The organism is Candidiatus Paracoxiella cheracis (assembly GCF_049348705.1).
Classification (GTDB): domain Bacteria; phylum Pseudomonadota; class Gammaproteobacteria; order Coxiellales; family Coxiellaceae; genus Paracoxiella; species Paracoxiella cheracis.
Genome location: NZ_CP186485.1, coordinates 294,142 through 306,949, shown reverse-complemented (window position 1 = coordinate 306,949; position 12,808 = coordinate 294,142). Strand labels below are relative to the sequence as shown.

Here is a 12,808-nt window from a genome sequence, read left to right as displayed (position 1 = left end):
ATCTCTTAGAAAATGACGCCATTGATTTTTCACTGACAGAATGTCCGCCCAAAAAATCATCGCTATATTCCGAGGTGTTATTTATTTATAATTTGTATTTAATTGCACCGATTAACCATCCCTTTATCAATAAAAAGGAAATACCTTTATCAAAAATCAGCAAAGAAATCTTTATCATCGGCAAGCACCGATCGAACTCTCAAAAAATACTAGAGGATAAAGTGATCAACAAAGAATCTAAGCTTATTGGTGGTGCCTCATTTTTGTTGATGGCATCTAAATAACCCTCCCAAACTCGTGCCTATTGATAAATAATCCGATGACAATGTCGTGCAATTTATCCAGTTTAGAAAAGCAAATCGTCTTTCTCGCTAATCGCTTTATTCGTGTGCGCAACGTGAGATGCTTTCGTTCAATCGCTTGGGTATTTTGCTTTCCCACCAAATGTTTTGATTGAGGCAGGTGTCTTTCATAAGCACCCCAATCATCTGTATAGTAAAAGTTGATATCAAATGAGCTCAGTTTTTCTTTCAGTGCTTTAAATGCTGAATCTTTTCTTGGACCAAAATGATAAGCTAACACCTCATGTGTATGGTGATCAATCGCATGCCAAAGCCAACGTTGATTCTGTTTATTTCGAACAAAACTCCACATTTCATCCAGCTCCGCTTCTTCAACTTGTACAACATTAACAGTAACAGACGCACCAAGTGATTCTTTTTCCTTTAAAAGTCGTGTATTGACGCTCTCCAAACCTTCACCCTTTTTTTTAATTCACCAATAACAGTGTTAATGCTAATACGTAAAACGCCTGCAGTATCTCTGACGCCACTACCATTCATTGCCATATCAACTATTTTATCTTTAACACCAGGGGCACGAGCATTATGTGTGTAATCTAGAAGAAATGTATTTTTCTCACAAGCATTATTTTTACCAAGCGTGTCGCGATGCTCGTGATAGATTATTGCCATCCCTGTCAATAATCGACTCGCAATACGCGACAACTTAAATAGCCGCGGACGTCCTCGTCGCCCGCGCTCCGCGACCTCACGGCTCGACTACGCACGGGCTCTCAAATGACTTGACGGCTCGTAAAGATTTTTTGCAGTCGCTTACGCTCGGCAAAAAATCCGAGCCTACCGCGGAATACGCGCCTTCGCTTCGCTCTCCATGGCGCGCATCGATTGAAACCTTTGCTTTCCTGTACTGCTGACGCCAAATTTTACAACCTCATGTAAACAGCAGCAGGAGCAAGCAACATTGATTCTTGCCATTCATGCAATCCTTATCCTAATGATTTTCTGAAATAGCAAAATATATCACATCAACAAAAATGAGGCACTACCAAGCTTATTTATGTTGATAACATTGATTCTATGAAATACGCAGTAGAAGCAGGGCTCGGGCTTGCTATGGTTTCAGACAATGCACTCGCCCCTGAACTGAATAAAAAATATTATGCCATTTTAGACGTTGAAGGATTTCCGATCCAGTCTCGCGTTCATCTTATTCATCATCACAAACGATTACTCTCACCGCTTGGCATAGAATTCAAAAAGTTTGCACACGATTATTGTAAACAGCATTTTGCTTAAATAGAAATTACTTCTATCCGCTGGCATTCATTCCAAGCTTTTTGTAACTGATTAAGAAGGCTGACACTAATATCGGTGACAACCACACCAGCAAACCGATACCAATGGCACAAAAACCAATCCCATGAACTATCTCGGATGTCTGTAAATTTGACATATTCAAGTATTTAAAGCCCAAACGAACTAACGCATAAGGGACAGAAATCCCAAATAAAAATGCCAACATAAGTACAAATATTTTATAATAATGGGGTTTTATTTGCCGATATGACGCCGTTAAAGAACTTCTAACACCATGTTCGCCAAACAATACGTGTAAAAAGGAAAACATTAAAAAAGTATTCAATAACAAATAAAGTACAAAACTTAACAAGATCAAAACTTCATAAACATGATTACGATAACCCAACAACTGCTTTGCAATTCCCGGATAAAAAATAATTACATCCAAACAATGCGTAATATAGAAAACAATGACCGACACAGCAAAAAGCTTTGTAAAATAATCAAAATAATTCTGTGAATGGGCTTTACCCATCATAAATTTTTTAAAGGCAGCCGTGTAACTAACCGCTGAAATATACAACGCCGCCAACAATTGAATAACAACTGGCATCAACACCCAAGAAAGTAAGTAGGCTTGTCTTGGCGTAGAGGGTTTGCCCAATACTGACGCGGTTAGTTGCGAAACAAAATAAATTAAGAGAAATAAAATGCCTAAGAATAGTAGGTATTGCCAACGAATGGCATGGGCCATACTGCTTGCCTCACGAAATACATCCCTAAGTCGATATTCGATTTTCTTATTCGCCATAAAACTCTGCCAGCAGGCTATACCGCTAAAATTCGGACAATTCTAAAAAGCCTCAATACCTTTGTCAACTTCACAGTATCATAACACAACACTGTATTGATCTCTTTCGTGATAAAAAATACATTATCTTAATGACTATCACCCAATGGCCCATACAAGAACGCCCTCGTGAAAAGCTGATCACATTCGGCGCCGAATCTTTGTCGGATGCAGAACTGCTTGCCATTCTATTAAGTAAGGGCACTCGAGGGCGTAGCGCGATAGAGATGGCACGTCAACTCATTAATTGCCATGGAAATTTACGGGCCATCTTCACCTCGAGTTATGAGCAACTCAGCCAGCACCGAGGCCTGGGTTCTGCAAAGTATTGCCAGTTGCAAGCAGCGATGGAGTTGCACCGGCGAATTCTGGAAGAGCCCCTGAAGCAAAAGTCCGGCATCACCCACCCCCAGCATGTGGCAGATTTTCTAAAGGGCCGCCTTCAAGATTGCGATCGGGAGGTCTTTGCTGCGCTGTTTCTAGATAGTCAGCATCGAGTGATTCGTTTCGAAAAGATCTTCTATGGATCCATCCATCGAGCCATGGTCCATCCACGTGAAGTCGTTAAACGAGCCCTCGTCTACAACGCAGGAGCCCTCATTGTCGCCCACAATCATCCCTCTGGTCTCACAAAACCCAGCCAAGGAGACCGCGAGGTTACAAAAGCACTCATAAAAGCCCTGGATCTCATTGAGGTGCGGCTGTTAGATCACTTTATCATAGGTGATGGTGAAGCGCTTTCATTAGCCTCATTAGGGTGGCTGTAAGTGATGAGAGGTAAAATGACGCTAACTGGAGGCTTAAAGATTTCAATTCCTTATTGCCTAATGCATCTCATTCTGGTATAAAATCGGACCTTACGGCTCAAACCGGGGAAGAACATAATGTCTCAAGTATGCCAAGTAACGGGAAAACGGCCTCAATCAGGCAACAACGTTTCCCATGCTAAAAACAAAACCAGACGTCGCTTTCTGCCTAACCTGCAGAAACGCCGTTTTTGGCTCCAAAGCGAAAAGCGCTTCGTCACGCTGACGGTATCGTCAAAAGGAATGCGCATTATCGATAAGCTCGGCATCGAAACTGTCCTTGAAAAAATTCGCACTCGCGAAAAAACAGGTAAATAAGGGTTAGATCATGGCTGTCAGTCCACGCGAAAAAATAATGCTTTTATCAACCGGCAAAACGGAAGAAGGTAACCCAACGGGTACTTTCTACACAACCTACAAAAACAAACGCAACACGACTGATAAAATAACGATTCGTAAATTCGATCCGCGCGCTTGGAATCCAGAAACCAAAAAACGCGGCATGCACATCGAATTTAAAGAAAAGAAAATTCCTAAATAAAACTTTATTTTTTCAATTTTTCTGTTTGCAAAAGCTCGTACTTTTTCATCAAGTCATCTTTTGACTCGTAAAAAGCCAACGGTATGCAATCAACAGGGCAAACCTGGCGACACTGTGGCTCATCGAAATGACCGACGCACTCCGTGCAACGGTCAGTATCGATTTCATAGATGTCTTCACCTTGATAAATCGCATCGTTGGGACATTCGGGCTCACAAACATCACAATTGATGCACTCGTCAGTAATTTTTAACGCCATGACTATTTCTTTTTGAGTTTATCTTCTAGATGCTTTGCAACTATCGACGGCACAAATACAGACACGTCACCACCCAAATTGATAATTTCTCGCACCAAAGTCCCTGAAATATAACTACTGCCTTCGGATCCCGGCAGGAATACGGTTTCAATGTCGCTCGCCATACGATGATTCATATGCGCCAACTGAAACTCATAATCGAAATCGGAAACGGCTCGCAACCCGCGCAAAATCACTTGCGCATCGTGATGTTTTGCAAAATCGACTAGCAACCCTTGTAACTTCAACACACTCACATTATCAAACTGCGCCAGAACTTCAGCAACCAACTTCATTCGCTCATCTAAACTAAAAAACGGTTGCTTGCGGCTCGTTGGCGCAACGGCCACAATGACCTTATCAAAAAGTCTGGTAGCACGCTTAATGATATCCACATGCCCATTGGTTATAGGATCAAAAGTGCCTGGGTATACTGCAATTCGAGTCATCGTTTTCAACCTTGTATTACAATTCTACCATTATCCCTCGAGACGAGCACCTCGCGCGTAACGTGCGAACGGTAGTGCCATCTGGCAGAACTAGATCTGGCGCTATCTCTGCCAACGGATAGAGCACAAACTCACGCTCTACCAACCCCGGGTGCGGGATCTGTAAATCGTCTGTCCTAAGGGCTATATCTCCAAAAAGCAGCATATCGAGATCAATCGTTCGAGGGCCCCAGCGAACGCCATCACGTAGCCGCCCTTGTTGCTGTTCAATCGCTTGAAGGTAATCTAACAATTCATGAGGATCTAACGCCGTGTTCACAGAAGCAACCGCATTGATAAAATCAGGCTGATCTGGCTGGCCCAATGGTTTGCTGCGATAAAAACTAGACACACGGCTCACATGAGAATCTGGGATTTTTTTTAATGACGCAATTGCTGCTCTGACCTGTTGAAGAGGCTCGCTTAAATTGGAGCCGATGCCAATGTAAGCATTAACCATGTCTTAAACTCTCGATCAGACTTTCTTTTTCTTTCTTATTACCTTCTTGAAAAGCTTGCCACCAATTCACCAACTCCTGTAATGGTTCCCCCGCTTGTGCACGTAACGCCAAAAAGTCAAATGCCGCACGGAAATAACGCTGTTGAAAAATACGGTAAATTCTTTTGCTGCGTCGACGTTCTAAATGGTATTGCAGCGTCCAAATAGAACGCATCATGCCTGTTAATTTACGCGGAATTAATAACGCCTCACTCTCCTGGTCTAACGCTCTATTAATTCCATAATAAAGAGCCTGAAATAATCGCCCGTGTTTTTTAAGATGCTCATCCAATAGCCCCTGAACAACTGGCCACAACAAAACACCCAATAAAAAACCAGGGTTCAATGACTTTTGGTTGGCAAATCGTTTGTCGGTGGCGCGCATCGCCAACTCAATTAAATGCTCAACATTTCCTTTCTTTGATTTTTCAAAATAGCTCATAGTGTCAGGAAACAATGCATCCATGTAATTCGTTTTAGCTAACAGTTGATAAGTGGGGTAGGCATTCCCTTCAAAAAACAATTTTTGCACTTCAACGAACAAACGTGAGGGCGGCACATGACGCAATAAGTTATGCAATCGCAATAACGCTGCCTCAGTATAATCATCGATGGAAAAATTCAGTTTTGCCGCCATTCGAATAACTCGTAACAAACGAACCGGATCTTCATGAAAACGTTGTGTCGGATCTCCAATGATGCGAATAACACGGCGATGTAAATCTTTCATGCCATCTGTGTAATCCACGACAGTGCCATCGGCAACGTTGTAAAAAAGCGCATTGATGGTGAAATCGCGCCGCCAAGCATCTTCTTCAATCGTGCCGTAGGTATTATCTTGCAACAACATGCCTGGGCGTTTACCTTTGGTGGCACTCAGATGTTGATCTTTCAGCGACTCCTCGACATTGGCCCGAAAAGTGGAGACTTCAACAATTTCATTTCGAAAATAAACATGCACCAAACGAAATCGACGACCGATGAGGCGACTATTCCGAAAAATCTGACGGACAACCTCAGGGCGAGCATTCGTCACCACATCAAAATCTTTTGGCCGACGGCTCAGGAGTAAATCACGCACACTGCCACCCACTAAATAGGCGTCGTGACCGAGGGATTGCAGCCGATGCAAAACCTTCAAGGCATTGGGACTGATATCATCACTCGAGATGTTGTGACGGCGTTTACTAATAATGAGTGGAGTATCTAAACCGTCTTGTTTTTTATTAAATACTTCTTTGACGCGTCGCCATGACCGTTTAATCAATTTTTCACCTGTTGACTTCCGTTCCATTCGCATGGATATTTGCACATGCTGTATACTATTGCATTCACGCTCCCTTCGTCTAGTGGCCTAGGACATCGCCCTCTCACGGCGGCAACACGGGTTCGAACCCCGTAGGGAGCGCCAGTTAAATCAGCAGCTTTAGGCTATCGGACTTAGATTTCGGTAAATTTTCGGTAAAATCCGAGAAAATTATTCCCATTGAGGACACCGGCTTTAGAGGCTATAATCTTAGTAGCTCTGCACTCTCCGAAGGCTTACGTGCCACGTAGGTTATCACCGAAAGGTATAGGGGATGTGGGGCTTTTTTTTAGCTCTTCGGTATAAGCCAGCCATCTAGGCTGCGGAAAAGTGCCCCAACCACCCTGAACTAAAGCACCCAGCCCTATCTGATAATTTACACCCTTCTCTCTAATCTATACTTAACTTATTAAACCAGAAAAGGGGAAGCTCCATGAAGACTAATAAACCAAAATCGACCTTATTAAAGGGCATAATAGAGGAATCTCGTTTTAAAAATACAAGCGAAGGAAAAAAATTAAATGGGGTTATTATCTCGGATGAAAATGGAGATAGATATTATGCTCACCTAGGAGACTTTAAAGAAAACGAATATTTAGTATATCAAAGCAGCAACATTGCTCCAAAAAAAGGCGATGAGGTGGAATTTGAGCCATTTGAACCAAACATTAAATGTAAACCTTCAGACTTGATCTGACACTCCTGGTCAGTTAGAGTAAAATTTAATTGACCAACCTTAAACAACCAACACGAGGAGTGTCATTATGACCAGTGTATCCGAAAAGATTATCAAACCCAAATTAGGTTTACTAGAGCTGTCTAAACAATTGGGAAATGTTTCACAAGCCTGTAAGGTTACAAGCGTGTCGCGATGCTCGTGATAGATTATTGCCATCCCTGTCAATAATCGACTCGCAATACGCGACAACTTAAATAGCCGCGGACGTCCTCGTCGCCCGCGCTCCGCGACCTCACGGCTCGACTACGCACGGGCTCTCAAATGACTTGACGGCTCGTAAAGATTTTTTGCAGTCGCTTACGCTCGGCAAAAAATCCGAGCCTACCGCGGAATACGCGCCTTCGCTTCGCTCTCCATGGCGCGCATCGTGGGTTATTCACGCGACAGTTTTTACCGTTTCAAAACACTTTATGAAAATGGTGGCGAAGAAGCACTCCATGATATGAGTAAGAAGAAACCGAATGAAAAAAATAGAGTGCCGCTACATGTAGAAGAAGCGGTAATTGCTTTGGCTATTGAAAACCCAGCGTTAGGTCAGGCACGTGCGGCCAATGAATTACTGGCGCGAGGCATTATCGTATCGAGCAGCGGAGTTCGTTCGGTGTGGCTACGTAATGATCTAGAGACTTTTAAGAAGCGACTAAAAGCGCTTGAAGCGAAATCGGCGCAAGACGGTATGTTATTAACGGAAGAACAATGACAAGCATTAGAAAAATCAAAACGAGAAAAAGAAGCGCACGGCGAGATTGAAACAGAACACCCAGGTTATTTAGGTTCTCAGGATACGTATTATGTTGGCACGATGAAGGGCGTTGGCCGTATTTATGAGCAGACTTTTGTCGATACCTATAGCAGAATCGCTTTTGCGAAGTTATACACGGAGAAAACAGCGATGACGGCAGCTCATTTATTAAATGAACGTGTATTGCCATGGTTTAATGAGCAAGGTATCCGATTGCTGCGTATGCTCACGGATCGCGGGACGGAATATTGTGGAAAAATTGAGAACCACGCCTATCAACTTTATTTAGCAGTTGAAGACATTGACCATTCGAAAACACGCGCACGTTCTCCGCAGACCAATGGTATTTGTGAACGTTTTCATAAAACGATTAAACAAGAATTTTATGATGTTGCTTTTCGAAAAAAAATATATCGTTCCCTAGAAGAATTACAACAAGACGTTGATGCGTGGATCAAAACATATAATGAGGTCAGGCCCCATTCCGGCGAGCGTTGTTATGGAAAAACACCCATGCAAACTTTTCTTGATGCAAAGCATTTGGCACAAGAAAAAGAATTAGATAAACTAACCTGAGTTCTGTATAAGAAAAGGAATAAGTGAATGAAATAATTGAAAAAAAGACCGGAACCGCTAAAATTTAGCTCCAAAATTACAGCTAAATAATGTAACAGGAGTTAATCATGTTGGCACCGGTCACGGAGATTTTTTGTGATATGGATGATTTTTGCAAGGATTATTTGAAAGGTCAATCAAAGTATTTCCTACCGAACCCAGACAGAAAACGAGATCGAGCGATGCAAATGAGCTTGTCTGAAATTGGCACCATCATTGTGTTGTTTCAAATGAGTCACTATCGCACATTTAAGGATTTTTATTGTGGATGTGTTTTACAAGACATGAAGAAGTATTTTCCTACGGCGCTGAGTTACACACGTTTTGTCGCCTGCCAATCAGCAGCGCTAATGATGCTCGCCGCCTATTTGCTTTCGAGAAAGGGCAAACACACGGGATTGTATTATATTGACTCAACTACACTACGCGTATGCCACAATAAACGAATTTATCGAAACAAGGTTTTCAAAGGCATTGCTAAACGCAGTAAAAGCACAATGGGCTGGGTTTACGGCTTTAAACTACATATTGTGATTAATCATCAAGGGGAATTAATCCGTTTTTGTTTAACGAAAGGGAACGTGGATGATCGCGCTGTTGTTAGAAAATTAATGGCTAATTTAAAGGGGTTGGGCGCTGGCGATAAAGGGTATCTTGGAAAAGATCTTGCGGACGATTTGGCAAAACACGATTTAAAATTTGTGACAAAAGTCCGTAAAAATATGAAGAACAAAATGCTTTCTGCATTTGAAAAGTTTTTCCTAAAACAACGTGGCATCGTAGAAACGATTATCGATCAGTTGAAAAACTTGTATCATGTTGAGCATTCGCGTCATCGTAGTCCGATTAATTTTTTAGTCAATACCCTTGCAGCGCTAATTGCCTATTCTTGGCGACCAAACAAACCAGGAATAAAAACCAACAATATAAAGAATAATTTATACGCAGTTATCCAGAACTGAGGTTAAACTATGTAAAACTATTCCAAGCGTGTCGCCAGATGAATTGAATAAGGCGCACAGTAATCACGACACGCAACTGGTAGAGGAGTAATTAGAATCCGATCTATCGGACAGAAAATATGTCCGATAAATCTCAACTGTCAGATCAAGTCGAGAGTTCTACACCTTATTGGTAAAAAAATAGGGGATTGTAGCGTTTTTGCTACCTATGTGAGCATATTTTCTGTTACGAATTTCCTTAAGATTTGGGAGGATCGCTGCTATTTCAGGCGCTTTTAATCTATTCATATCGCAGTCAATCTTCGTAGGGACTGTTTATTAGTTTGTGTAAAGCGCGTCAGTCAGAATTATGAATCAGCCATTGTGTTAACTGATTTTTTAATTTTATCAAAAACTACATTGCGTTCAAATTAATTTCCTCTCTTATGAATTTTAAGTTTTATACAAAATCCGCCAGGCGATCTTCAAACATAAGGGCAAAACGATTCATGGCGGCACCCCAGTCTCGAATCGGCATGGTCCATTTTTTGGCTATATTTTTTAACCCTAAATAGAGTTGTTTTAAAGCGGCATCGTCCGACGGAAAAACTCGTTTATTTTTAATAACTTTTCGGATACTCATGTTCAGTGATTCAATAGCGTTAGTGGTATAAATCACCCTCCGAATTTCTGCCGGATAAGCAAAAAATGGCACAATGCGCTCCCAATGAGTCAACCAACTTTTGGCAATCGAGGGAAATTCAGCATCCCATTTCTCAGAGAAACTCGTCAGCGCCAATTCTGCTTCTTCAACCGTACTGGCCGAATAAATAGCTTTTAAGTCAGCGGCCACTTCTTTTTTCTTTTTCCAACCCACATAGCGCAATGAATTCCGCACCATGTGTACAATGCAAAGCTGTACTTGAGTGTTAGGATACACAGCGCCAATCGCATCAGGAAAGCCCGTTAGCCCGTCAACGCAACAAATCAGGATATCTTCTAGGCCTCGATTTTTTAACTCCGTTAATACATTCAACCAGAATTTAGCGCCCTCATTTTGGCTAATCCAAATACCTAGCAATTCTTTTTGCCCATCGATATTAATTCCTAAAGCCAAATACAATGCCTTATTGATAACCTTTTTATCTTGCTGCACTTTAATCACTAAAGCGTCCAAATACACAATCGGATACACCTTGTCCAACGGACGACTTTGCCAAGCCTTCACTTCTTCAATCACTTCGTTGGTTACTGTAGAAATGAGACTCGAACAAATAGTTGTGCCATACAAATCTTTCAACTGATCTTGAATATCACGGGTAGTCATACCCCGTGCATAAAGACTCATAATTTTGTCATCCAAATCATCAAAGCGGGTTTGATGTTTTGGAATCAATTGCGGTACAAACTCATTGTTACGATCACGAGGAACCTCAATGGTCATCTCGCCATCTGTTGTTTTGATCGTTTTTTGGCTGTGCCCATTGCGGGAATTACCACTATTGTTGCCAGACACTTCGTGTTTTGCATAACCCAGCGCGTCCGTCAGCTCCCCTTCCAGAATACGCTCCGTCAGTGCCTTTTTTAACTCCTTTAACAAACCAGTATCACCGAAAATATCAGATGCGGTCTTGGTATGTTTGAGAAAATATTCCACAACCTGTGGATCTAATTTATTGGTTTTCATTGCCATAGTCAAAGACTCCGTATAATTTTAACGACCTTTCCCTGACTATCGCATTTACACAATCTTATTTACAGACCCTCTTCGTAATCAATTGAGGCTTTTCATCTTTAAGCAATTTTAAGAATTTATTGATATTTAATGAATCTCCATGAGTATCATAAAGGCGCATTAGGGCTAAGGCCATCATGTGGTGGTGCGTACTAAAACAATGCTGGAGTGTCCAGTGATCTTCCCTCACTTTACCGGACACATTTTTTTTCGATTTTACGCAGCACATTCAAGCGCAACAGGGGTCTTGTAGTCAATAGCTGAATGCATTCTTCTGTGATTGTAATAGCCTTCAATATACTGAAAAAGACTTTGCCTTGCTTCAGCGCGTGTTGTGTAATCATTCACATGCACAAGTTCCGTTTTTAGGGTATGGAAAAAACTTTCTGCAATGGCATTATCCCAACAATTAGCCTTTCTGCTCATTGAACCAATCAGCTTGTTTTGCTTGATGATTTCCCTATATTTTTTCGAACAATATTGACTGCCCCGATCAGAGTGTATAATCACTTGCTTTGGATATTTTCGTTTGAATAACGCCATCAATAACGCATCACACACTAAATCTTGTTTCATGCTTTTATTCATTGACGAGCCAATAACCGAACGTGAATGCACATCGATAACCACCGCTAAATACAACCAACCTTCACGGGTTGGAATGTACGTCAGATCACTCACCCATTTTTGATTGATCGCCGTTGTCGTGAAATCTCTCTTTACAATATTCTCAAAAATAGGCTTGTTGTGACCCGAGTCTGTGGTTATTTTAAATCTACGCTTGGCAAGTGCTTTTAAGCCCATGGAGCGCATACGCCGCTCAATACGCGTGTGACTGCAGGAAATCGATTCCGCTTGCAATGCACGAGTTATACGTGGTGAACCGTAACGTTGTTTGTTTCTCATATAAATTACCTTAATTTTTTCATCTAATTGTTGGTTTGCTTGCTCACGTGGGCTCATAGGTCGCGATAGCCAGTCATAATAACCACTACGACTGACACCCAGTACATCACATAGCAAGTTAATTCCAAATAGTTGGGCGTGCTTTTGAATAAAGCTGTACTTTACTCGAGTTCTTTCGCGAAGTACGTGGCCGCCTTTTTTAGAATGGCTTTCTCCTGTTCCAGTCGTGCCAGTCGCTTCTTAAGCTGTTGATTTTATTCAATGAGTTCCCCTATGTTGACCGGTTGCTTTGCGCTGGGATGAATCACTTCACCACTCTTCCTGGCTTTATCCACCCAGGTGTGGAGGGTCGCTTCGGGCATGCCTAAGTCTTTTGCAGCGCTTAACACGGAAGGAGAACTGAGTGCTAGATGGATTGCTTCTTCTTTAAATTCCGGTGTGTATTTTCGAGTCTTCTTTGTCATGAGATCACCTCTTTGTTACTTCATAGATTTTAACAAATTAGTGTCCGGTAATTTAGGGGAAGATTATAAGAACAAATTAACCTCTACATTTCGGTACTGGTAAGTTGTTCGCCTTATTCCAGCGCCAAGGACAACCAAGAACATTGCCGCCATTAACAATAGCTGGATGAACAGGAACAGTACCGCAGTTTTTGCGCGTAGTAAGTGCCGTAAAATCTTCTGGCACTTTGCCCTGCTCCATAAGCTTGCGTTTATAAATAGCATCAGCAAATGCTTC

The 12,808-nt window shown here is 41.9% G+C and carries 18 protein-coding genes, 1 tRNA gene and 2 pseudogenes; 11 read left to right on the top strand and 10 right to left on the bottom strand.

Annotated features, from left to right (window positions below):
- The first annotated feature begins 20 nt into the window (after positions 1 to 20).
- Entirely contained in the window at positions 21 to 284 is a 264-nt protein-coding gene (locus ACJMKR_RS01610) for a hypothetical protein (protein ID WP_423064270.1), read from the top strand.
- Here ACJMKR_RS01610 and ACJMKR_RS01605 read toward each other — a convergent pair.
- Positions 277 to 753, bottom strand: a complete 477-nt coding sequence (locus ACJMKR_RS01605; RefSeq protein ID WP_423062399.1) for an IS1 family transposase — start codon at positions 751 to 753, stop codon at positions 277 to 279. The two genes, ACJMKR_RS01610 and ACJMKR_RS01605, sit on opposite strands and share 8 nt — an antisense overlap.
- Complete coding sequence (locus tag ACJMKR_RS01600; protein ID WP_423063492.1) at positions 726 to 974, bottom strand: IS1-like element transposase; 249 nt, start codon at positions 972 to 974, stop codon at positions 726 to 728. Before ACJMKR_RS01600 ends, ACJMKR_RS01605 begins: the two co-directional genes overlap by 28 nt.
- Positions 975 to 1,084: 110 nt before the next feature.
- Here ACJMKR_RS01600 and ACJMKR_RS01595 point away from each other — a divergent pair, with 110 nt between their 5' ends.
- Both ACJMKR_RS01595 and ACJMKR_RS01590 read left to right on the top strand, forming a co-directional pair.
- Positions 1,085 to 1,216 carry a hypothetical protein gene (locus tag ACJMKR_RS01595; RefSeq protein WP_423063491.1) on the top strand — a complete coding sequence of 44 codons (132 nt, stop codon included), beginning with the start codon at positions 1,085 to 1,087 and terminating at the stop codon, positions 1,214 to 1,216.
- 163 nt (positions 1,217 to 1,379) lie between these two features.
- A complete protein-coding gene (locus ACJMKR_RS01590; RefSeq protein WP_423063490.1) occupies positions 1,380 to 1,598 on the top strand; it encodes a LysR substrate-binding domain-containing protein in 219 nt (72 codons plus the stop codon).
- 13 nt (positions 1,599 to 1,611) lie between these two features.
- On the opposite strand, the gene ACJMKR_RS01585 is transcribed toward ACJMKR_RS01590, so the two are convergent.
- On the bottom strand, positions 1,612 to 2,412 hold the full coding sequence (locus ACJMKR_RS01585; protein ID WP_423063489.1) for a hypothetical protein: 801 nt from the start codon (positions 2,410 to 2,412) through the stop codon (positions 1,612 to 1,614).
- Between the two features lie 131 nt (positions 2,413 to 2,543).
- Between ACJMKR_RS01585 and radC the strand changes: the two genes are divergently transcribed.
- The 3 genes from radC to rpmG all read left to right on the top strand — a co-directional run bounded on the left by radC (position 2,544) and on the right by rpmG (position 3,798).
- A complete protein-coding gene (gene radC, locus ACJMKR_RS01580) occupies positions 2,544 to 3,218 on the top strand; it encodes a RadC family protein (protein WP_423063488.1) in 675 nt (224 codons plus the stop codon).
- Positions 3,219 to 3,335: 117 nt separating this feature from the next.
- Positions 3,336 to 3,575 (top strand): 50S ribosomal protein L28, encoded by a 240-nt coding sequence (gene rpmB / locus ACJMKR_RS01575; RefSeq protein ID WP_423063487.1) that lies wholly within the window; start codon positions 3,336 to 3,338, stop codon positions 3,573 to 3,575.
- 10 nt (positions 3,576 to 3,585) lie between these two features.
- Positions 3,586 to 3,798, top strand: coding sequence for a 50S ribosomal protein L33 (gene rpmG, locus ACJMKR_RS01570; RefSeq protein WP_423063486.1), 213 nt, complete (start codon positions 3,586 to 3,588; stop codon positions 3,796 to 3,798).
- 4 nt (positions 3,799 to 3,802) lie between these two features.
- On the opposite strand, the gene ACJMKR_RS01565 is transcribed toward rpmG, so the two are convergent.
- Genes ACJMKR_RS01565 through pcnB form a run of 4 tightly spaced genes read right to left on the bottom strand, consistent with a single transcriptional unit; the run spans position 3,803 to position 6,383 of the window.
- Positions 3,803 to 4,057 carry a YfhL family 4Fe-4S dicluster ferredoxin gene (locus tag ACJMKR_RS01565; protein WP_423063485.1) on the bottom strand — a complete coding sequence of 85 codons (255 nt, stop codon included), beginning with the start codon at positions 4,055 to 4,057 and terminating at the stop codon, positions 3,803 to 3,805.
- A 2-nt stretch (positions 4,058 to 4,059) separates the two neighbouring features.
- Positions 4,060 to 4,545: a pantetheine-phosphate adenylyltransferase gene (gene coaD / locus ACJMKR_RS01560; protein WP_423063484.1), complete on the bottom strand. Its 486-nt coding sequence runs from the start codon at positions 4,543 to 4,545 to the stop codon at positions 4,060 to 4,062.
- Positions 4,546 to 4,561: 16 nt separating this feature from the next.
- Positions 4,562 to 5,044 carry a 2-amino-4-hydroxy-6-hydroxymethyldihydropteridine diphosphokinase gene (gene folK, locus ACJMKR_RS01555; RefSeq protein WP_423063483.1) on the bottom strand — a complete coding sequence of 161 codons (483 nt, stop codon included), beginning with the start codon at positions 5,042 to 5,044 and terminating at the stop codon, positions 4,562 to 4,564.
- The gene (gene pcnB / locus ACJMKR_RS01550; protein ID WP_423063482.1) at positions 5,037 to 6,383 is read right to left on the bottom strand and encodes a polynucleotide adenylyltransferase PcnB; all 1,347 of its coding nucleotides are present in this window, start codon (positions 6,381 to 6,383) and stop codon (positions 5,037 to 5,039) included. Before pcnB ends, folK begins: the two co-directional genes overlap by 8 nt.
- 35 nt (positions 6,384 to 6,418) lie before the next feature.
- On the opposite strand from pcnB, the gene ACJMKR_RS01545 reads away from it, so the two are divergent.
- The 5 genes and pseudogenes from ACJMKR_RS01545 to ACJMKR_RS01525 all read left to right on the top strand — a co-directional run bounded on the left by ACJMKR_RS01545 (position 6,419) and on the right by ACJMKR_RS01525 (position 9,447).
- A tRNA-Glu gene (locus ACJMKR_RS01545) sits at positions 6,419 to 6,494 on the top strand.
- A 328-nt stretch (positions 6,495 to 6,822) separates the two neighbouring features.
- Positions 6,823 to 7,086: a hypothetical protein gene (locus tag ACJMKR_RS01540; protein WP_423063481.1), complete on the top strand. Its 264-nt coding sequence runs from the start codon at positions 6,823 to 6,825 to the stop codon at positions 7,084 to 7,086.
- A gap of 67 nt (positions 7,087 to 7,153) precedes the next feature.
- Positions 7,154 to 7,261, top strand: a pseudogene (locus ACJMKR_RS01535) (IS481 family transposase); the annotation flags it as partial.
- 180 nt (positions 7,262 to 7,441) lie between these two features.
- Positions 7,442 to 8,446: pseudogene (locus ACJMKR_RS01530) on the top strand (IS481 family transposase).
- Between the two features lie 107 nt (positions 8,447 to 8,553).
- Positions 8,554 to 9,447, top strand: a complete 894-nt coding sequence (locus ACJMKR_RS01525; RefSeq protein WP_423063019.1) for an IS982 family transposase — start codon at positions 8,554 to 8,556, stop codon at positions 9,445 to 9,447.
- Between the two features lie 439 nt (positions 9,448 to 9,886).
- Here ACJMKR_RS01525 and ACJMKR_RS01520 read toward each other — a convergent pair whose 3' ends face one another.
- The 3 genes from ACJMKR_RS01520 to ACJMKR_RS01510 form a co-directional block, all read right to left on the bottom strand.
- Positions 9,887 to 11,119 (bottom strand): IS256 family transposase, encoded by a 1,233-nt coding sequence (locus tag ACJMKR_RS01520; protein WP_423062605.1) that lies wholly within the window; start codon positions 11,117 to 11,119, stop codon positions 9,887 to 9,889.
- 258 nt (positions 11,120 to 11,377) lie between these two features.
- Positions 11,378 to 12,217 (bottom strand): IS3 family transposase, encoded by an 840-nt coding sequence (locus ACJMKR_RS01515; RefSeq protein WP_423064269.1) that lies wholly within the window; start codon positions 12,215 to 12,217, stop codon positions 11,378 to 11,380.
- Positions 12,218 to 12,321: 104 nt separating this feature from the next.
- On the bottom strand, positions 12,322 to 12,531 hold the full coding sequence (locus ACJMKR_RS01510; RefSeq protein ID WP_423062405.1) for a transposase: 210 nt from the start codon (positions 12,529 to 12,531) through the stop codon (positions 12,322 to 12,324).
- Positions 12,532 to 12,808: the final 277 nt, after the last annotated feature.